17 protein-coding genes, 1 rRNA gene and 1 pseudogene (1 of these 19 only partly in view) are annotated in these 18101 nt (G+C 46.6%); 5 read left to right on the top strand and 14 right to left on the bottom strand.

The window, feature by feature from the left end:
- Positions 1-897: ribosomal RNA gene (locus tag AD710_RS12195) — 16S ribosomal RNA — on the bottom strand (it extends 653 nt beyond the left edge of the window).
- 294 nt (positions 898-1191) lie between these two features.
- A complete protein-coding gene (locus AD710_RS12190; protein ID WP_016936703.1) occupies positions 1192-2076 on the bottom strand; it encodes a nucleotidyltransferase-like protein in 885 nt (294 codons plus the stop codon).
- Positions 2077-2278: 202 nt separating this feature from the next.
- On the opposite strand from AD710_RS12190, the gene AD710_RS12185 reads away from it, so the two are divergent.
- Positions 2279-2632 carry a YgzB family protein gene (locus tag AD710_RS12185; protein WP_049628144.1) on the top strand — a complete coding sequence of 118 codons (354 nt, stop codon included), beginning with the start codon at positions 2279-2281 and terminating at the stop codon, positions 2630-2632.
- Positions 2633-2666: 34 nt separating this feature from the next.
- On the opposite strand, the gene perR is transcribed toward AD710_RS12185, so the two are convergent.
- Positions 2667-3104: a peroxide-responsive transcriptional repressor PerR gene (gene perR / locus AD710_RS12180; protein ID WP_013351502.1), complete on the bottom strand. Its 438-nt coding sequence runs from the start codon at positions 3102-3104 to the stop codon at positions 2667-2669.
- Positions 3105-3228: 124 nt separating this feature from the next.
- The gene (gene bcp, locus AD710_RS12175; RefSeq protein WP_016936704.1) at positions 3229-3702 is read right to left on the bottom strand and encodes a thioredoxin-dependent thiol peroxidase; all 474 of its coding nucleotides are present in this window, start codon (positions 3700-3702) and stop codon (positions 3229-3231) included.
- Between the two features lie 156 nt (positions 3703-3858).
- On the opposite strand from bcp, the gene AD710_RS12170 reads away from it, so the two are divergent.
- Positions 3859-5148, top strand: coding sequence for a glutamate-1-semialdehyde 2,1-aminomutase (locus tag AD710_RS12170; RefSeq protein WP_049628143.1), 1290 nt, complete (start codon positions 3859-3861; stop codon positions 5146-5148).
- 209 nt (positions 5149-5357) lie between these two features.
- Positions 5358-6425, top strand: coding sequence for an aromatic acid exporter family protein (locus tag AD710_RS12165; protein ID WP_016936706.1), 1068 nt, complete (start codon positions 5358-5360; stop codon positions 6423-6425).
- A gap of 76 nt (positions 6426-6501) precedes the next feature.
- Here AD710_RS12165 and AD710_RS12160 read toward each other — a convergent pair whose 3' ends face one another.
- From AD710_RS12160 to fabL, 5 genes and pseudogenes are all read right to left on the bottom strand, one after another.
- Entirely contained in the window at positions 6502-8244 is a 1743-nt protein-coding gene (locus AD710_RS12160; protein ID WP_049628142.1) for an ABC transporter ATP-binding protein, read from the bottom strand.
- Positions 8245-8325: 81 nt separating this feature from the next.
- Positions 8326-8856, bottom strand: a complete 531-nt coding sequence (gene ntdP, locus AD710_RS12155) for a nucleoside tri-diphosphate phosphatase (protein WP_003155475.1) — start codon at positions 8854-8856, stop codon at positions 8326-8328.
- 135 nt (positions 8857-8991) lie between these two features.
- Positions 8992-9258, bottom strand: coding sequence for a YgaB family protein (locus AD710_RS12150; protein ID WP_003155476.1), 267 nt, complete (start codon positions 9256-9258; stop codon positions 8992-8994).
- Positions 9259-9418: 160 nt separating this feature from the next.
- Positions 9419-9571 (bottom strand): annotated as a pseudogene (locus AD710_RS12145) (gamma-type small acid-soluble spore protein); the annotation flags it as partial.
- Between the two features lie 84 nt (positions 9572-9655).
- Entirely contained in the window at positions 9656-10408 is a 753-nt protein-coding gene (gene fabL / locus AD710_RS12140) for an enoyl-[acyl-carrier-protein] reductase FabL (protein ID WP_045925463.1), read from the bottom strand.
- 82 nt (positions 10409-10490) lie between these two features.
- On the opposite strand from fabL, the gene AD710_RS12135 reads away from it, so the two are divergent.
- On the top strand, positions 10491-10715 hold the full coding sequence (locus tag AD710_RS12135) for a hypothetical protein (protein WP_016936709.1): 225 nt from the start codon (positions 10491-10493) through the stop codon (positions 10713-10715).
- A 6-nt stretch (positions 10716-10721) separates the two neighbouring features.
- On the opposite strand, the gene mutY is transcribed toward AD710_RS12135, so the two are convergent.
- Positions 10722-11819, bottom strand: coding sequence for an A/G-specific adenine glycosylase (mutY, locus tag AD710_RS12130; RefSeq protein ID WP_049628141.1), 1098 nt, complete (start codon positions 11817-11819; stop codon positions 10722-10724).
- A gap of 225 nt (positions 11820-12044) precedes the next feature.
- On the opposite strand from mutY, the gene AD710_RS12125 reads away from it, so the two are divergent.
- Positions 12045-13028, top strand: coding sequence for a metal-dependent hydrolase (locus AD710_RS12125; RefSeq protein ID WP_049628140.1), 984 nt, complete (start codon positions 12045-12047; stop codon positions 13026-13028).
- Here AD710_RS12125 and AD710_RS12120 read toward each other — a convergent pair.
- The 4 genes from AD710_RS12120 to AD710_RS12105 form a co-directional block, all read right to left on the bottom strand.
- On the bottom strand, positions 13025-15610 hold the full coding sequence (locus AD710_RS12120; RefSeq protein WP_049628139.1) for a YfhO family protein: 2586 nt from the start codon (positions 15608-15610) through the stop codon (positions 13025-13027). The genes AD710_RS12125 and AD710_RS12120 overlap by 4 nt on opposite strands.
- A gap of 36 nt (positions 15611-15646) precedes the next feature.
- Positions 15647-16627 carry a glycosyltransferase family 2 protein gene (locus tag AD710_RS12115; RefSeq protein ID WP_049628138.1) on the bottom strand — a complete coding sequence of 327 codons (981 nt, stop codon included), beginning with the start codon at positions 16625-16627 and terminating at the stop codon, positions 15647-15649.
- Between the two features lie 219 nt (positions 16628-16846).
- Positions 16847-17707: an alpha/beta fold hydrolase gene (locus tag AD710_RS12110; RefSeq protein ID WP_049628137.1), complete on the bottom strand. Its 861-nt coding sequence runs from the start codon at positions 17705-17707 to the stop codon at positions 16847-16849.
- Positions 17704-18036: an SdpI family protein gene (locus AD710_RS12105; RefSeq protein WP_049628136.1), complete on the bottom strand. Its 333-nt coding sequence runs from the start codon at positions 18034-18036 to the stop codon at positions 17704-17706. Before AD710_RS12105 ends, AD710_RS12110 begins: the two co-directional genes overlap by 4 nt.
- Positions 18037-18101 lie beyond the last annotated feature (65 nt).

Genomic DNA, 18101 nt, shown 5'->3' with positions numbered 1-18101 from the left:
TCCCCAGGCGGAGTGCTTAATGCGTTAGCTGCAGCACTAAGGGGCGGAAACCCCCTAACACTTAGCACTCATCGTTTACGGCGTGGACTACCAGGGTATCTAATCCTGTTCGCTCCCCACGCTTTCGCTCCTCAGCGTCAGTTACAGACCAGAGAGTCGCCTTCGCCACTGGTGTTCCTCCACATCTCTACGCATTTCACCGCTACACGTGGAATTCCACTCTCCTCTTCTGCACTCAAGTTCCCCAGTTTCCAATGACCCTCCCCGGTTGAGCCGGGGGCTTTCACATCAGACTTAAGAAACCGCCTGCGAGCCCTTTACGCCCAATAATTCCGGACAACGCTTGCCACCTACGTATTACCGCGGCTGCTGGCACGTAGTTAGCCGTGGCTTTCTGGTTAGGTACCGTCAAGGTGCCGCCCTATTTGAACGACACTTGTTCTTCCCTAACAACAGAGCTTTACGATCCGAAAACCTTCATCACTCACGCGGCGTTGCTCCGTCAGACTTTCGTCCATTGCGGAAGATTCCCTACTGCTGCCTCCCGTAGGAGTCTGGGCCGTGTCTCAGTCCCAGTGTGGCCGATCACCCTCTCAGGTCGGCTACGCATCGTCGCCTTGGTGAGCCGTTACCTCACCAACTAGCTAATGCGCCGCGGGTCCATCTGTAAGTGGTAGCCGAAGCCACCTTTTATGTCTGAACCATGCGGTTCAAACAACCATCCGGTATTAGCCCCGGTTTCCCGGAGTTATCCCAGTCTTACAGGCAGGTTACCCACGTGTTACTCACCCGTCCGCCGCTAACATCAGGGAGCAAGCTCCCATCTGTCCGCTCGACTTGCATGTATTAGGCACGCCGCCAGCGTTCGTCCTGAGCCAGGATCAAACTCTCCGATAAATGGATCACAGACTAAGTTCACTGCATCCTGCAGTAACGTCTGTGTGATCTGCATCGTGCAGACCTTAGTTTGACTGACTACGCACATCGCTGTGCGATTTATTTAAAACTTTGAATTAACAGGTACGTTTTGTCTTGTTTAGTTTTCAAAGATCACCTTCAACCTCATCTTGAGGCGACTTTCTTAGTATAACATTTCAGCAAGTTGCTGTCAAATGTTTTTTTGTTTTTATTTCTCCGCCGCTGTGTGCTTTTTGTCGAAGCGCATCAGCGACGTTTAATAATATAACACGCCTATAATTCAGCGTCAACACTTTTTTTGAAAGAATATCCTCGATGATATACTTCCTGCCCTTTTGTCTCTATTTGAGATACTTCAATAAAACCTTTTTCCGTCAGGTAATCAAGCATGACACCGAGATCTTGGGTGAAAGGCGCCAGCTCAGGATGCTGAAGCAATTCTCCAAACTGCCACATTTCTTTTTCACTCATAACTTGAAAAAGATGCGCAGAGCCGATTTCAGCTTTTGAATGGATGAGAAAATCATTTGCTAAGAATAATAATTCAAGCCTTTTCTCCAAACTTTCGTGACTCTCGACAAGTTCGGAATATAACTTATATACCTGAGGCTCAATATGGCGGACCTGATTCCAGACTGTCGTTTCAGGATAAAACCCCCGGTCAATCACTTCTATGCGGGCCAAGTGGTGAAGAGCATGCACGACCGCATAATATGCATCCAGAAAATGATCAGCTTCAAAAAACGCTTTTCCTTCTACAAACCTTCTGATCAGCTTGCCGTATTCCATTCCGATCTTTAATTTACGCTCGGCGAAAGGAAAAGTGCTGAGCCGGTCATTGAGTTCAGATATATATTCATTGCGGTCAAACAGCACCTTGCCGTTTATGATCCAATCTATAACTCTTCTATTTGTCCCCAGCAGAATCCATTCCTGGAGCAGGGCATCCGTTACAATATGTAAGGAAGCGGTTTTGTGTTCGAATTCATAATGCTTTATAAAAAGAGGCTCTTCAGCCTGTTTGACAATGACAAGCATGACCGCATCAAAGTTATCCGTGATGGATGATGCTTTGCTCCTTCTCTCAATCATAAGGACGGCCAGCGTATCGGGATGACTTGCTCTTTCTTGGTAAATTGGACGGAGAAGATTGTCCATTACGATTCCTCCAATGCGATTGTTTCACAAGCTTTTGTTTCTACATTTCTATGATAAAACATGAAAGTCCTTTTTTCTAAACACATTGAACTATTATAACAAATTTCCTTTCAGCTGCCATATCTATTCTTCCCTTTTCTTACGAAAACATGAAGAATATGCCATCTGATTTGTGCTATAGTTAAACCAGAGGGGGATGGACATGGCGAAATACTCAAGCAAAATTAATAAGATCAGAACGTTTGCGTTAAGTTTGGTTTTCGTTGGGTTTATCATTATGTACATCGGGCTGTTCTTTAAGCAGTCTGTTTTGCTTGCCAGCTTGTTTATGATTCTCGGCCTGCTGTCGATCGGGCTCAGCACCGCCGTTTATTTTTGGATCGGCATGCTGTCCACAAAAGCGGTCCGGGTGATGTGCCCCGCCTGCGAGAAAGAAACGAAGATTCTGGGCAGAGTGGATATGTGCATGCATTGCAGAGAGCCGCTTACATTGGATAAAGGTTTGGAAGGCAAAGCGTTCAATGAGTCTTATAACAGAAAAAACAGTGTGAAATAAACAAAGCTGACCGTATCAAAGCGGTCAGCTTCGTTTAATGGTTTTCTTTTTTGGAGCATTCTTGGCAGACGCCGTAAATCTCCAAACGATGGTGGCTTACCTTAAACCCCGTTACGTGAGCCGCAAGCTGTTCCACTTCGTCAAGCCCAGGATAATGGAAGTCCACGATTTTTCCGCAGTTTTCACAAATGGCGTGATAATGGTCAGAGGTGACAAAGTCAAATCTGCTGGACGCATCTCCGTACGTAAGCTCCTTTACAAGCCCCGCTTCCCGGAATACACGCAAATTGTTATAAACTGTCGCAACACTCATATTAGGGAATTTCCCTTCCAAGGCTTTATATATATCGTCCGCTGTCGGATGAGCCATAGAGTCCACGAGATATTCCAGAATGGCATGACGTTGAGGAGTAATCCGGACTCCCGTATCCTTCAACGTGTCTAAGGCTTCTTTTAATTCATGTGCAGCCATCCGTCATGCACCTCTCTTCTAAAAAAGATTCTTACTTTATAATGTTTATAATTAGTGTACATCTTTTTCCGGTCTCCTGTCAAATGCAATCTGACGAAAACCCCGTGAGTTCAGCATTTGTCCATTAATTAGACGCAATTTGTTCTAATTCGCGAAGCGCTTCCGCAACATGATCTTTCACTTTTACCTTTCTCCATTCCTTCACGAGACGGCCTTCTTTGTCTAACAGAAAGGTGGAGCGTTCGATTCCCATATATTCTTTCCCAAAATTCTTCTTCAGCTTCCACACATCAAAAGCTTCCGCCAGTTTGTGCTCATCATCGACGAGGAGCTGGAAAGGAAGATCGTGTTTCTGCTTGAATTTTTCATGTTTGTCACGGCTGTCAGGGCTTACTCCGATGATAACCGCATCAAGTCCCGCGAAACTTTCGTGCTGATCACGGAAATCGCATGCTTCCGTCGTGCATCCGGGTGTCATGTCTTTCGGATAAAAATAGAGCACGACGTACTTCCCTTTAAAATCTGTTAATGATACTTTTTCTCCGCTGTCGTTCACTAATTTCATATCCGGTGCTGCTTGTCCGATTTCAATCGTCATTTCTTATACCTCCGGGTTTTTTATTAAGCGTATCCAATTCGCGTTAAGATTACAACCGTTATCCCCCGCTCTTTTCTGGAAGCAAGAACCGTTGTGCTCGCATTGAAGCATGCTACAATAGAATATGATGTAAGGAGATATTAGGAGGGTCATTTTTTGTATACAAAATCAGTTGAACTTCATAAAGAAGCGTTAGAGCATATCGTGGGAGGCGTGAACAGCCCGTCCAGATCCTATAAAGCGGTGGGCGGCGGTTCACCAGTTGCGATGGAAAAAGCAAATGGCGCTTATTTCTGGGATGTAGACGGGAATCAGTATATTGATTATTTAGCGGCTTACGGTCCGATTATTACCGGACATGCCCACCCGCATATTACAGAAGCGATTAAAAAAGCCGCTGAAAACGGCGTACTGTACGGAACGCCGACTAAGCATGAGGTCACTTTCGCCAAAATGCTGAAGGAGGCCATTCCTTCACTTGATAAAGTGCGGTTCGTAAACTCGGGTACTGAAGCTGTGATGACAACGATCCGGGTTGCACGCGCTTATACCGGCCGGACAAAAATCATTAAATTCGCCGGCTGCTATCACGGCCATTCTGATCTCGTGCTTGTCGCTGCGGGTTCAGGTCCGTCTACGCTCGGCACCCCCGATTCCGCCGGTGTGCCGAAAAGCATCGCCAAAGAAGTGATTACCGTTCCTTTCAATGACATTGACAGTTACAAAGCCGCATTGGACAAATGGGGTTCAGAAATTGCAGCGGTTCTTGTCGAGCCGATTGTCGGCAATTTCGGCATCGTTGAACCTAAAGAAGGCTTTTTGGAACAGGTCAATGAATTGACCCATAAAGCGGGCGCGCTCGTCATTTATGATGAAGTGATCACGGCGTTCCGTTTCATGTATGGAGGCGCGCAGGATCTTCTCCAAGTAAAGCCTGATTTAACGGCGCTCGGAAAAATCATCGGAGGCGGGTTGCCGATCGGCGCTTACGGAGGCAAAAAAGAGATCATGGAGCAGGTTGCTCCGCTCGGTCCGGCATATCAAGCCGGCACGATGGCCGGAAATCCCGCATCCATCTTATCAGGTATCGCCTGTCTGGAAGTGCTGAAGGAAGAAGGCGTTTATGAGCGGCTTGATCAGCTCGGCGCCAGACTTGAGCAAGGCATTCTCGCCCATGCGGAGACACACGGCATTACCATTACCGTCAACCGTTTAAAAGGCGCGCTTACGGTTTACTTCAGCGATGAAAAGATCGTCAATTATGAGCAGGCGGAAAATACGGACGGAGAAGCATTTGCCAAGTTCTTCAATCTGATGCTAGAACGCGGGATCAATCTCGCCCCGTCGAAGTATGAAGCTTGGTTTATCACAACCGCACATACTGAAGAAGATATCGACGCCACTTTAAAAGCGGTCGAAGATGCGTTCAGACATATGAAAAAATAACTGTTGAAACAAGCGGAAGCCCGGGGCTTCCGCTTTTTCTTTTTGTCCGATTTGTGAGATAATGGTTTTTTCAAAAAAAGACCTTGAATAATTGGTATGATCCCTGTATATTACTTTATTGTTTAGCAAATAAACCGACAGGGAAATGTAAGTGTCAGCCGTTCGTTCGGCACATAATTTATTAGAGAAAGGAATGCACGCACAAACCAATGAAACTTGGTGCCCGCATTTTTAAAACAGGGATTGCGATTACGCTCGCCCTCTACTTAGCATCATGGATCGGACTTCCGTCGCCGATCTTTGCCGGGATTGCAGCTATATTTGCCATACAGCCCTCTATTTACAGGTCTTTTCTTATCATTATTGATCAGGTGCAGGCAAATATCATCGGCGCTGTCATCGCTACGGTATTCGGACTGATTTTCGGACCGAGTCCGATTATGATCGGATTGACCGCAGTCATTGTCATCACGATTATGTTAAAACTGAAAATTGAACACACCATTTCGATTGCGCTCGTTACGGTTATCGCGATTTTGGAAACACCGGGAAACAGCTTCCTGACGTTCGCTCTGATTCGAACAAGCACCGTTATTTTAGGCGTGCTGTCTTCCTTTATTGTGAACCTTGTGTTTCTTCCGCCGAAATACGAAACGAAACTGACTCATCATACGGTTGAATATACCGATGAGATCATGAAATGGATCAGACTGACCATGCGCCAGTCGACGGAGCACTCGATATTGAAAGAAGATATTGAGAAGCTGAAGGAAAAGATGATGAAGCTTGACCATACGTATCTTCTTTATAAAGAAGAGAGAAGCTACTTTAAGAAGACAACGTATGTAAAGTCGCGCAAGCTTGTTTTATTCAGACAAGCGATTATTACGGCGAACCGGGCGCTTGATACGCTGAAAAAGCTGCATCGCTATGAAAACGAGATTTATCATATGCCGGAGGAATTTCAGGAGACGCTGACAGAAGAAATTGATTATCTGCTTCATTGGCACGAAAGAATTTTGATGCGGACTGTCGGCAAGATTAAGCCGCATGATGACGATGCTGAAGAAAGCATAAGATATAAACAGCTTTTGACGAAGTCTTTCTTGAAAAATCAGCAGAACTGCGAGGATGAACTGCTTGATTACAATATGCTCAGCATTATGGCTGCGGTTGCGGAATACCGCGAGCAGCTGGAACACCTTGATACACTGATTACGAGTTTTCAGACATACCACCCGAAAGACAGCGAATTAGAAACAGACGATGATGAGTAACCCGGTGCTAAGAAGAACCGGGTTTTTTTGTATAAAAAAACTTATGCCGCCCATTCGGTCGGCATAAGTTTTTCGGTCAATTTAAATTCTGGATCGTAAATAAATGTCTGTACTGGCCGTCACGCGCCATTAATTCTTCGTGCGTGCCGGTTTCAATGACGGAACCGTTTTCCATGACGACAATTTTATCCGCATGCGTAATCGTGGACAGCCTGTGAGCGACGATAAATGTCGTCCGGTTTTTCGCAAGCTTGTCCATCGCTTCCTGAATGTAGTGTTCACTTTCAAGATCAAGAGCCGATGTCGCTTCATCCAAAATCAGCAGCGGCGGATTTTTTAAGAATACACGCGCGATCGAAATCCTCTGCTTCTGCCCGCCTGACAATTTGACGCCCCGCTCGCCTACTTTGGTCTCATAGCCTTCGGGGAAGCCCATAATAAATTCATGGGCATTTGCCGCTTTCGCAGCCGCAACCACCTCATCCAGAGACGCTCCCGGTTTACCAATGGCGATATTTTCACGAATCGTCTCACTGAACAGAAATGTATCTTGAAGCACCATTCCGACTTGATTGCGGAGGCTTCTCGCTTCATAATCGCGAATATCTGTGCCGTCAATCAGCAGGCTGCCGCCGGACACATCATAAAAACGCGGTATGAGGCTGACAAGCGTAGATTTTCCGCCGCCGCTCATCCCGACAAGCGCAACGGTCTCCCCTTTTGTCACCTTTAAGGAAACGTCCCGCAAGATCTTTTCTTTTCCTTCTTCGTAGGAGAACGAGACATTTCGGAATTCAACCTCGCCTTTAATGCCGTCAGCTTTGACAGCATTCGGTTTATCAGTCAATTCATACGGCTCGTCGATAAATTCAAATATGCGGTCCATTGAAGCAATCGACTGGGTCAGCGTCGTCGATGAGTTGATCAATCTTCTGACCGGATTGTACATTCTGTCAATGTAACCGACGAACGCAACCATTGTTCCTACTGTCAGCGGACCGTTTATGACAAAATAGCCCGCAAACGCGATAACGAGCAGCGGCGCTAAATCCGTAATGGTGTTTACGACCGCAAATGTTTTGGCGTTCCAATTCGTATGACGGATCGCTTTGTCCAGAAAATGTCCGTTTTTCTCATCAAAATTGGCTTGTTCATAATTTTCAATGGCGAAGCTTCTGATAACGGGCATCCCTTGAACTCTTTCGTGCAAATGGCCCTGCACCTGAGCGAGAGCCTGAGAACGCTCGCGTGTCAGTTTTCGGAGACGGCCGTAAAAGTATTTCACTGAAATTCCGTATAACGGAAATAAAATGACAGATATCAGTGTCAGCTTGATATCTAGTGTGAACATAATACAGATGACGATCAGCACCGTCATCATATCAAGCCAGATATTCATCAGTCCGGTTATGACAAAGTCTTTTGTCTGTTCGACATCATTTATCACCCGGGAAATGACTTCGCCTGTCCTCGTATTGGCATAAAACCGCAGGCTCAATTTTTGAATATGGTCAAACAATACTCCTCTGATATCGTAGAGCACCCGGCTGCCCGTCCATTGCGCGAAATATTGCCGATAATATTCTACCGGCGGACGCAGAACTAAAAACAGCACGAACATGATGCCCATAATCGTGAATAGTGATGACGTTTTAGCGCTTGCCGTGCCGCTCCCTTGAATAATGTCATCGACTACGTATTTTAACAGAAGCGGGAGAGCCAGCGGGATGGAGAACTTTATAATACCGATACACACTGTGATAAAGATTTGTTTTTTATAAGGTTTTACAAATTGCATATAGCGTCTGATTACGCCCACACTTTATCCCCCTCTCTCTTTAAGGCGTGTGAGCCCATGTGAAAAACCTGTTGACACCCCAACAGGTTTTTATTATATTCTTTATTTTGTATAGCGCAGATACCGTTCATACCACATATCAACAAATTCCGGAGCAAACGGTCCTTTCCGCTGATGAATCCAGTGCAGCAGCGTATTCAGATACTCCTTCAGAATGCTGTCGATCTCTTTAGGGTAATTCATTGATTTGCGGTGATCATCGTATTCATCTTCGTCAAGAATGTTATACGTCATATCCGGAAACACCTTGACATCCAAATCGTAATCAATATATTTGATGGCCTCCCCGTCATAAGCGAACGGCGAGCTGATGTTGCAGTAATAGTGAACCCCGTCATCTCTCAGCATTCCGATGACGTTAAACCACTGACGGGCATGAAAGTAGCAGATCGCCGGTTCTCTCGTCACCCACGTCCGTCCGTCGGATTCCGTCACCATTGTCCGGTCGTTAGCTCCGATGATACACAATTCCGTACTTTTTAAAATCGTCGTTTCATTCCAAATTCGATGAAGCAGCCCGTTATGCTTATAGCTGTGAATTTGAATGGTTTCTCCTTCCTTGGGATATCCCATATTTCTCCCCTACTTTCTGTAAAGCCCTGCAGTCAATGCAGCCGCAATTGCTTTCCGACAAGTCTTTTCACTATTATACCGTTACGAATTAAAAAATGAAAATAAAAGAACCACTCCGCTTCCGGAATGGCACATTCATTTCTGCACATAGGAAGACGGCTTTTCCGTGCTGCGATAAGACTGGATGACTTGCTCTGTCTGCCTTTGGAATAACTCCTGTATGCCGGCCAGATCTTTTCGCTTTGTCGCAATTTCGTCCTGTACATTGTCCAGCTTCGCATCTCTTTCCAGACTGATGAGTTCCGCCTCCACCTGCCGGCAGCGGTCGAGTTCTGACTGCAGCTCGAGAAGCTGATCCATGATCTTCATCTGTTCACTTACAAGCTTTTCAAACTCTGACATCGGGTTCCTCCTTAGGCTTTTAGGTTGATACTCCTTACCATTTCGATTTTCAGCCGGAAAACCCTTTGACTCATTCTGTAGAGGAATCACAAGTTTTGTCGTTTTGAGAAAAGAAAAAAGCACTTCCATCCGAGGATGAAGTGCTTTTTTGTTTCAGTGATTAGCTGTTTTGCTGTTTGTTTTGTTCAGCAGATTGGTTTTGCTTTCTTACCTGCTGCGCATCAGTTTCACTGCCGAATTCAGTGCCGTATTGACCTTGACCGGAAGCTGATTGCTGATTTTGTTTTTTCACCTGCTGAACGTCTGTTTTGCTGTATTTTGAGTTTGCCATTGTTATCACCTCCACGCACTTTAGAATGTGCAGGAGGTGTTAAGGCTATTCATGTTTTTTTAAAACTTATACGAGCAGTGAGCGTCCGCCGTCGATAATGATGGTCTGGCCGCGGATCATGTCCGCTTTTGAAGAAACTAAAAACTCCACCGTATCGATCATATCTTTAATTTCGACCATTCTGCCGGCCGGCGTATTTTGGCGGGCATCGTCGAGCAATTCGTCTCTGTTAGGGAAATGCTTCAGCGCGTCCGTATCAATCGCTCCGCCGGAAACCGCGTTTACGATGATGTTTTTCGGAGAAAGCTCAACCGCCAGGTAACGGGTTAACGCTTCTAAAGCGGCTTTTGAGACACCGACCGTCGTGTAGTTCTCAAGATAGCGGATGCTGCCGAGCGAGCTGATGCTGACGATGTGGCCGCCTCCGTTTTTCTCCATCAGCTTTGCCGCTTCCTGAGCGCAGAAAAGCAATGCTTTCGCGTTGATATTCATCGTCCAGTCCCAATGTGTTTCTTCGAGTTCCATGACCGGTCTCAGCACGCCTGAAGCCGCGTTATTGACGAATACGTCCAGTCTGCCGAATGTTTCGTCGATCTGGCGGAACATGTCTTTAATTTTTGCCGGCTGGCCGACATTGGCTTTAATGACGAGCGTTTTAACGCCGAGTTTCTCAATTTCTTCGGCAGTTTCTAGTGCCGCTTTTTTACTGCGGGCGTAATTGATGACGATGTTGTAGCCTTTTTCCGCGAGTCTGATGGCTGCCGCTTTTCCGACGCCCCGGCTGCTTCCCGTGATCAGTGCGCATTTATTTTGTTCCATTTTTCCTCAGCTCCTTGCTGTGTATAGTTCTTTTCATTCAACAAACAATAAAAGCAATAATTGTTGAAAGGGGTCTTTTTATATGTATGTCGGACGTGATATGGGCGAATTGGCCATGATGCCCAAACAAGATTGGAAAGATTCAGAGCTCGCCTATTTCCACCATGCCTTCCAGCAAATTATGCCGTATTTAAACGAGGAAGGCCAGTCCAAATACCGGGAACTGATTCAGGAAATCGAAGCCCGCGGCGGACTGAAACGGAATGAGGCGGATTACAGCCACGGCACGCGCGTCAGCTATGACTGACGCTTTTTACCGGCGGCTGCTTTCGTCCGCCATTTTCCAAATCTTTTGATGGGAAACGGGAAAAGCATATTCCTCGAGTTCCTCTTTTGTGACCCGTATTAATTCTGATGTATCCGACACTTGTTTTACTTTACCGAAAAAGACCGAAATATTCCAGACGAGATGAGTAAAAACATGCTCAACGATGCCTTCCAGCTCCCCGATTTCAGCGGTTGTTCCCATCTCTTTTTCTAAAAAGGCTTCAAGCTGCTCTCTTTCGGTTTTGATTCCTTTTTGGGTTTCGGTGTTCGGAAACTCCCACAGATTGGCGAGCAGTCCTTTTGGCGGCCGTTTATGAATATAGACATTGTCCTGGTCGTCTGTCAGCACAACGGCTGCCATTGTTTTCACCCCGGGTTTTTTCTTTTTGCTTTTGACAGGCAGCTCCCGCTCTGTCCCTTCCGCAAATGCCGAACAGTGCTTTTGCACGGGGCACAGCAGACAGGACGGCGATTTCGGGGTGCAGATGATCGCGCCGAGCTCCATTAAACCCTGGTTGAATTCAGATGGTTTTTCATGAGAAATGAATGCGGATACCGCCTGTTCGAAAATGGTTCTCGTTTTCGGTTTTGCGATATCGTCCCATATGGAAAGAATTCTCGACATGACACGCATCACATTGCCGTCTACGGCCGGAACCGGCTTGTTATATGCAATGCTGAGCACGGCGCCTTTTGTATAAGGGCCGACACCTTTCAGTCCGCCGAATTCCTTTTCCCCGTCAGGAACGACTCCCCCGTACCGCTCGTGCACTTCTTTTACGGCGCTTTGCAGATTTCTCACACGGGAGTAATAGCCTAACCCTTCCCAGGCTTTGAGCACTTTTTCCTCATCGGCTTCAGCGAGCGCCGAGACGGTCGGAAATTGCTCAAGAAACCGTTGGAAATAAGGGATGACAGTATCTACGCGCGTCTGCTGCAGCATGACCTCTGACACCCACACCCGATACGGGTCCTGATTTTCTCTCCACGGCAGAATTCTCTGTTCTCTTTCGAACCATGTAATTAAATCCTTACGAAATGCGTCTATATCTTTTTGTTTCAATTTTTCTTCAAGTGCGTTCATATCTTCTCCTCAGATGTTTCGGGTCCCGCTTTTCTTGACACTGTATTTTGGTGTAAACTAAGGGCACGTTACGATAATATGTTACATTAAATAGTGATAAAGAAAAAGCGGAAACATATGAGAACGGCGGATAAACGCCATGATTGGGCAAACAGAAAATGGGGAATATCTTATAATGCGAAATATGCGGGCGACTGATGTATAACGCCTGCTAGGAGGTCACCAATGGATACTGGCACTCACGTTGTCATGGGCATCGCGCTTGGCGGAATCGCAACTCTCGATCCTGCCGTCGGCATGCATACCCCCATGTCTCAGGCAGTTATGATCGCCGCTCTTGCCGGCTCTCAGGCACCTGATATTGATACCATATTGAAGCTGAAAAATAATGCCGTTTATATTCGAAATCATAGAGGGTTCACGCACTCCATTCCCGCCGTTTTATTTTGGTCCATTCTGATTCCGGGCATTCTGTTTATGTTTTACCCGGAAGCGAACTTTCTGCACTTGTGGCTGTGGACGCTTCTGGCTGTCGTTCTGCATGTGTTTGTCGACATTTTTAACGCGTACGGAACGCAGGCCATCCGCCCGTTTTCGAAAAAATGGGTCGCTCTCGGTCTCATCAATACCTTTGACCCGTTTATTTTCATCAGCCATTTGGCCGCGATTGCCGTGTGGTATATCGGAGGCCATCCGGGCGTGACATTTTTGACGCTGTATATCATCCTCGCGGGATATTACGCCGTCCGGTTTTTGATGCAGCTGCGGATTAAGCGGCGGCTGCGTGAGATGATTGAAGAAGAAATTGAAACCATCATTATTTCGCCGACGATGAAATTCAGGCAGTGGCGAATCGCCGTAACGACGGCGCATGCCTTTTATGTCGGCAGAAGCCTTGACGGCCATGTGGTGATATTGGATACATTCAACCGCGTGCCCGTACCGGAAACCGATGTGATGAAGGCCGCGAAACAGGATGAAAATATTGCAGCCTTTCTATCGTTTTCGCCCGTTTACAGGTGGGAGGTCGATACCTTTAAAGATCATTATGAGGTGCGCTTTATTGATTTGCGCTATCGAAGCAAAGGGCACTACCCCTTTGTCGCCATCGTCCACCTCAGTCATGATTTAGAGCCTCTTTCTTCTTACACGGGCTGGATTTTCAGCGAAGAAAAACTGCAGAAAAAATTAAAGCTCGGCTCTGTTTAAGAGCCGGGCTTTTTTTGTCTTTTCACATATATGGCGGCAAAGACGAGGCTGATGACCGATAGAGCGGCAGCCGGTTTAAAAAACGGCGGGTAATACGTTAATTGAATATCATTTTTTCCTTTTTGCGCTTTAAATCCGATAAAGGAATAATCCGCTTTTTCAATCTGTTCTTGTCTGCCGTTTATCTTCAGTTCCCATCCTTTTTCATATGGAATCGGAAGCATGATATACGGCGCGCCTGTTTTGTTTTCATACGAGATATGAAGGGTATTTCCGCGCCAGCTGAGATCGGCCGGCGATTCTTTTTCCGCTTTTCGGTATGCATTTTTCAGTGTTCCGTACCGTTCTTCGTAAAGCGCCAGTCTGTCGAGCTGATACGTTCCTTTCGGCAGCTGGATTTGAATGTTTTTTGTTTTCGGCACTCTGACGGTGAGATCATTTACACCTGTTTTATAAATGGATTGATTCGATTTTCTCGTTGTCGTGTAATCGTTCACTTTTAATGTAAATCCCTGGTCCTTCGCTTTGTTCAATAAATAAAAGCTGACATAATAATCTCCGCCGCCAGCCTCAGCGCCGTGCGGTGTAATGATCAGGCCGCCGCCGTCTTCGTTTACCGTCAGGACGCCGTCTTGATAATCCGCATGGTCGGCCGTTACCTTTGCCTGACGGATCATATTTTTCGCTTTTAGGGCTTTTTTCGTTTTTACTGTGCTCGATTCCGTGATGATCCCATCAAGCATCGCCCGCTCCCTGGCAAGGGCGGGCGCTTTTTTCAGGTCGCCCTCGTTATATATGCGATCGGCTGTCCGGACGAACGGGAGCACATATTGATTTTGATAAACCGCATAGCGGGATGACTCCATGATTTTTTTGAATCCGTAAGGGACGCCGGCCTCGTTTGTTTTTTCCGTCATATAATATTTTCCGTAAAGCAGGCTGTATAAATTAGCCCTGTTTCCTAATGTCGCATAGCGGCTGACGCTTTCTCTTCCCATATCAATCTGGAGGTCGTTCCAGTAAAAGGACAGCAGATTGCGGTTCAGGATGCTTGAGTATACGCTGAATCCGTTGAACCCGTAAATGATCGGAGTGTTATTAAATACTCCGTTCATCCAATCTAAACGGGCAAAGGGATCCGGATCTTTTTCTTTCAGACGCTGAATAAGCTCTGTTTGTTCTTTGCCCTTATAATCAGGACCCGTCATAAAGGTATGAGATACCGTATAAATCTTCCCGCCTTCTGATAACGCATATTTTTCATATGTATTAGCCGTCAGCACCGCCGTCAAGAGAATGACGGCATAGACGGCGGGCACCGCGCCTTTCAGTCTTGTCTTTGCTGCAAGGAAAGCGGCAATGGTCAGCCCCAGAAGGAGCAGGATAGAAAAGTTGGCCTGATCAGAAATATCCAGACTGAACCGTCTCACCTGGCTCCAATAGAGCAGCACGGCGAGTACGGCGGATATCAGCATACTCTTCATGCTGATGTCTGAAAGCTTAGAAAGCCCTGCTGCGACCGTTCCGGCAATCGTGAAACACAGGACGTATTCAAACCTGTTTTGCGGAGCTGAAAAACCGTTAAAGGCACTTGCCGCAAACGGACTGAAGTGAAACAGAATGTACAGCAGACTGATTCCCGCAAACAGCCGGAACAGCCGGTTTTTATATAAAGAAAATGTAAATAGAAAAAGCAAAAAAACCGCCGGCAGAATGATTATCCGGCTTGAAAATAAAATGTTGTCGGAAAAATCAAGCCAAGCAATCTGCTCTGAATACGGCGGCCGCAGATTATGAAGATATCCGTATACGACAGGGATAAAGGAGACTGCGCTTATGCCGAAGCCGAGCAGGCCTGACAGAATAAACATTCTGCATTGAGAGAGCTTTTTGGCTTCATTGTCTTCAAGATGAATGATCCACCTGAATAAGATGTAAATGCCGATGAAAATCAGATTAATATACGCAAAATAAAAGTTGTTGATCAATGTCAGCGCACAGGCGAAGATAAACCACGCCGGCTTTTTTTCTCTGATGATTTTTTCCGCGCCGAGCACGAGCAGCGGCAGCCACACCATACTGTCAGTGAAAAAGTCCCAATACACCTCATGCCGGAAGTAGATAATCGAGACCCCGTACAACACGGCGCCGACAAAAGCAGGCACTGTCCGTTTGACGAAATAACGGAACACACAGGCCGCCGTGAATATGACGAAACTCTGCTTGGCGATGCTGATAAAAACGGAGGCCTGGGCCCAAAACAGCGCATCCGCGTCACCCGACAGCTGCATAAGCTGCAGGATGCGGACAGCGGCGGAGATAAACAGAAAGAGAAAAGAAGTAGAGAAATAATAGCCGAGCTGACTGTACACTCCCCCGCCCATTCCGAACGAATAGCTGTAAAACAGCCGGCCGTTCATATATTGGTCAAACAGCAGCTTTTTGAAGACCGCCATTTGGGCGATCCCGTCTCCAGACCCCGTCATATAGCGGCCTGTCGACCACTCCTTTAAGAAAAAAATATGAGCGGCTGCCGCAGCCAGCACACAGGCTGCCGGCAAGATCCATTTATTTTTTTTCATACAACGTCTCCAGACCCTGCGCACAGCGGCGGCTGTTTAATGGTTCCACTTGCGCTTTTTTGTATAATTCGTTTCATTTTGTTCTCCGTACGTAATATTCGCTTCTTTAATTAAATAGTGCGGGCGTTTTTTCGTTTCATAGTAAATCCGGCCGATATACTCGCCGATGATGCCGAGACTCAAAAGCTGGATGCCTCCTAAAAACAGCACGGCGGAAATAATGGTGAAGTATCCGGGAACGGACACGCCATGTGTCAGAATATGAATAAAGGTCGTTACAATATAAACCATCGACAGAAGCAATATCAGAATACCGGTGAAAAAGCAAATCCTCAGCGGTTTGTTGTTAAAGGAGACGACGCCGTCCATTCCGTAGTTGAACAGATTGCTGAATGACCATTTGGACTTGCCGTTCTGCCTTTCGACATTTTCATAAAACACGATTTTCTGGTCAAACCCGATCCAGCAGAACAGCCCTTTTGAGAAGCGGTTCCCTTCACTCAGCTTCAAAAGAGCATCAACGGCCTGCCGGCTCAGCAGGCGGAAATCCCCGACTCCGTCACGCAGATCCACTTCGACGGCTTTGTTAATAAATTTATAATACAGGGAAGAAAGCACGGAACGCACGGGGCTGTCCCCTTTTCGGTTGCGCTGCGCAATGACTTGGTCATACCCTTCTTCATAGCCTTGAATGAAGTCTTTCAGCAGATGCGTCGGGTGCTGCAGGTCAGCGTCCATCACGATTACCGCTTCTCCCTGCACGTGTTCAAATCCCGCCAAAATGGCCGCTTCTTTCCCGAAGTTGCGGGAAAAAGATATGTATTTGACGCGATGGTTTCTGGCGGCCAGTTCCTTAATCTGCTGAAGGGTGTCATCCGCGCTTCCGTCATTGATGTAGAAAATTTCATAGTCATAATGAATCGTTTGAAACTCTTTTTTTAAAGATTCATGGATGAGCTTGACGTTGTTTCCTTCATTGTAAGACGGAATAATAATTGAGATTAACCTTTGTTTCATGAAGGCACCTTCTTTTGTATTATTCTTTTTTTAGTGCGGTCTTAGTGGAATAGTCCGCAAAACTTCAGTAAGGCTTTTCCTTTTTTTAAAGTCGTTTAAACCCTTTTTTCGTTACAGGGAAAGAAAAATTTTTCTGCATATGGTTATATATTTTTATTTTGTCATGTTTTTCGGCAGATATGAGAAAAAAAAAGAAAAAGTCTGTACTCGGGACAGACTTTATTGCTGAAGGTATTCATGAATCAAATGGCTGACGATGCGCGGTTTTTCGTGAATGACCCAATGCGAGGCATCGTCTATGAAGATTAAGTCGCCGTTTGGAATCATCCGTTTTGTTTCCGAAGCGAGCTTTTTGCTCAGCGCGCGGTCATTGACGCCCCATATTAATCGGTACGGAACAGACATTTTAAGCGGAACTGAAGGGCCTAAACCGCCGCATCTGATCGCCCGGTACCAGTTCAGCATAGCCGTGAGGGCTCCTTTTCTGCCCCACGCTTCTTTGTAGCTGTCGACATCTTCCCGTGAAAAAAGCGCCGGGCGTTCGGATAAGCCGATCGCGTGATCCAATACGCGGTAATCGTCTTCTGATAATCTCCGTTCAGGTTTTTCCGGGAGCTGAAAGAACGCGATATAAGAGCTTTTCTTCCATTGCGGCGGGTAGAACGGTGTAACCTTCCGCATAACCGCCGGATGCGGGATATTGACCGTGATCAATTTTTCAACGTATTGCGGCCGCGTGGATGCCAAGTGCCAGGCTACGGCTCCTCCCCAATCGTGACCGATGACGACGGCCTTGTCATCTGTAAAGTGAGTGATCAGCCCGATAATGTCATCCCTGAGTTTATCAATGGTATAGTTTTCAATGCCCTCCGGTTTATCACTGAGATTATAGCCGCGCTGATCGGGCACGACAACATGGTATCCGGCATCCGCAAGCGGTTTGATCTGACTCTTCCAGCCGTACCAAAATTCCGGAAACCCGTGCAGCAGCACCGCCAAAGGGCCGTCTTTCGGGCCGGCTGAAGCCGTGTTCAGCGTCACTCCGTTTGTTTCGATCATGTGAAAAGTGATGTCATTCAATCGGTTCTCCTCCCCTTTTGTTTTAATCTTCTTTCTGTTAAGGCTATGATCAGCGCGCTGATCGCAATCAAACATACGGCTTGGACGATCAGGCTGTACGGCTGAGTGAGCGGAATGAGCAGGCTGCCCGCAAATCCGGCCGCAGCCGTCAGAAGGCCGAACAGAATCATGAGGATCGCACTGAAACGGTTGCCTTCTCTCCACTGGGATTCATCCGCCATAGAGCGTTTTGTCCGATATCCGTACGGGCTGTTAATTGACTTCGGCGGGAAAAGTGTGACTAAAATGCCGGCTGCAGCCATCAGAAGGCCGCCGATAACCATTATCATATCCGTCACTCTCCTTTTCATTTCATACGAAAGGAAAGGCGGAAAGTTTCAGAAAAAAAGCAGGC

The organism is Bacillus sp. JFL15, assembly GCF_001184225.1.
Classification (GTDB): Bacteria; Bacillota; Bacilli; order Bacillales; family Bacillaceae; genus Bacillus; species Bacillus siamensis.
This window is presented reverse-complemented; position numbering and strand designations above follow the sequence as displayed.

Bases quoted from the DNA above. Each gene is read 5' to 3' on its own strand.
- AD710_RS12190 (WP_016936703.1), bottom strand. From the start codon at position 2,076: ATGGACAATCTTCTCCGTCCAATTTACCAAGAAAGAGCAAGTCATCCC.
- AD710_RS12185 (WP_049628144.1), top strand. From the start codon at position 2,279: ATGGCGAAATACTCAAGCAAAATTAATAAGATCAGAACGTTTGCGTTA.
- perR (WP_013351502.1), bottom strand. From the start codon at position 3,104: ATGGCTGCACATGAATTAAAAGAAGCCTTAGACACGTTGAAGGATACG.
- bcp (WP_016936704.1), bottom strand. From the start codon at position 3,702: ATGACGATTGAAATCGGACAAGCAGCACCGGATATGAAATTAGTGAAC.
- AD710_RS12165 (WP_016936706.1), top strand. From the start codon at position 5,358: ATGAAACTTGGTGCCCGCATTTTTAAAACAGGGATTGCGATTACGCTC.
- ntdP (WP_003155475.1), bottom strand. From the start codon at position 8,856: ATGGGATATCCCAAGGAAGGAGAAACCATTCAAATTCACAGCTATAAG.
- AD710_RS12150 (WP_003155476.1), bottom strand. From the start codon at position 9,258: ATGTCAGAGTTTGAAAAGCTTGTAAGTGAACAGATGAAGATCATGGAT.
- fabL (WP_045925463.1), bottom strand. From the start codon at position 10,408: ATGGAACAAAATAAATGCGCACTGATCACGGGAAGCAGCCGGGGCGTC.
- AD710_RS12135 (WP_016936709.1), top strand. From the start codon at position 10,491: ATGTATGTCGGACGTGATATGGGCGAATTGGCCATGATGCCCAAACAA.
- mutY (WP_049628141.1), bottom strand. From the start codon at position 11,819: ATGAACGCACTTGAAGAAAAATTGAAACAAAAAGATATAGACGCATTT.
- AD710_RS12125 (WP_049628140.1), top strand. From the start codon at position 12,045: ATGGATACTGGCACTCACGTTGTCATGGGCATCGCGCTTGGCGGAATC.
- AD710_RS12120 (WP_049628139.1), bottom strand. From the start codon at position 15,610: ATGAAAAAAAATAAATGGATCTTGCCGGCAGCCTGTGTGCTGGCTGCG.
- AD710_RS12115 (WP_049628138.1), bottom strand. From the start codon at position 16,627: ATGAAACAAAGGTTAATCTCAATTATTATTCCGTCTTACAATGAAGGA.
- AD710_RS12105 (WP_049628136.1), bottom strand. From the start codon at position 18,036: ATGATAATGGTTATCGGCGGCCTTCTGATGGCTGCAGCCGGCATTTTA.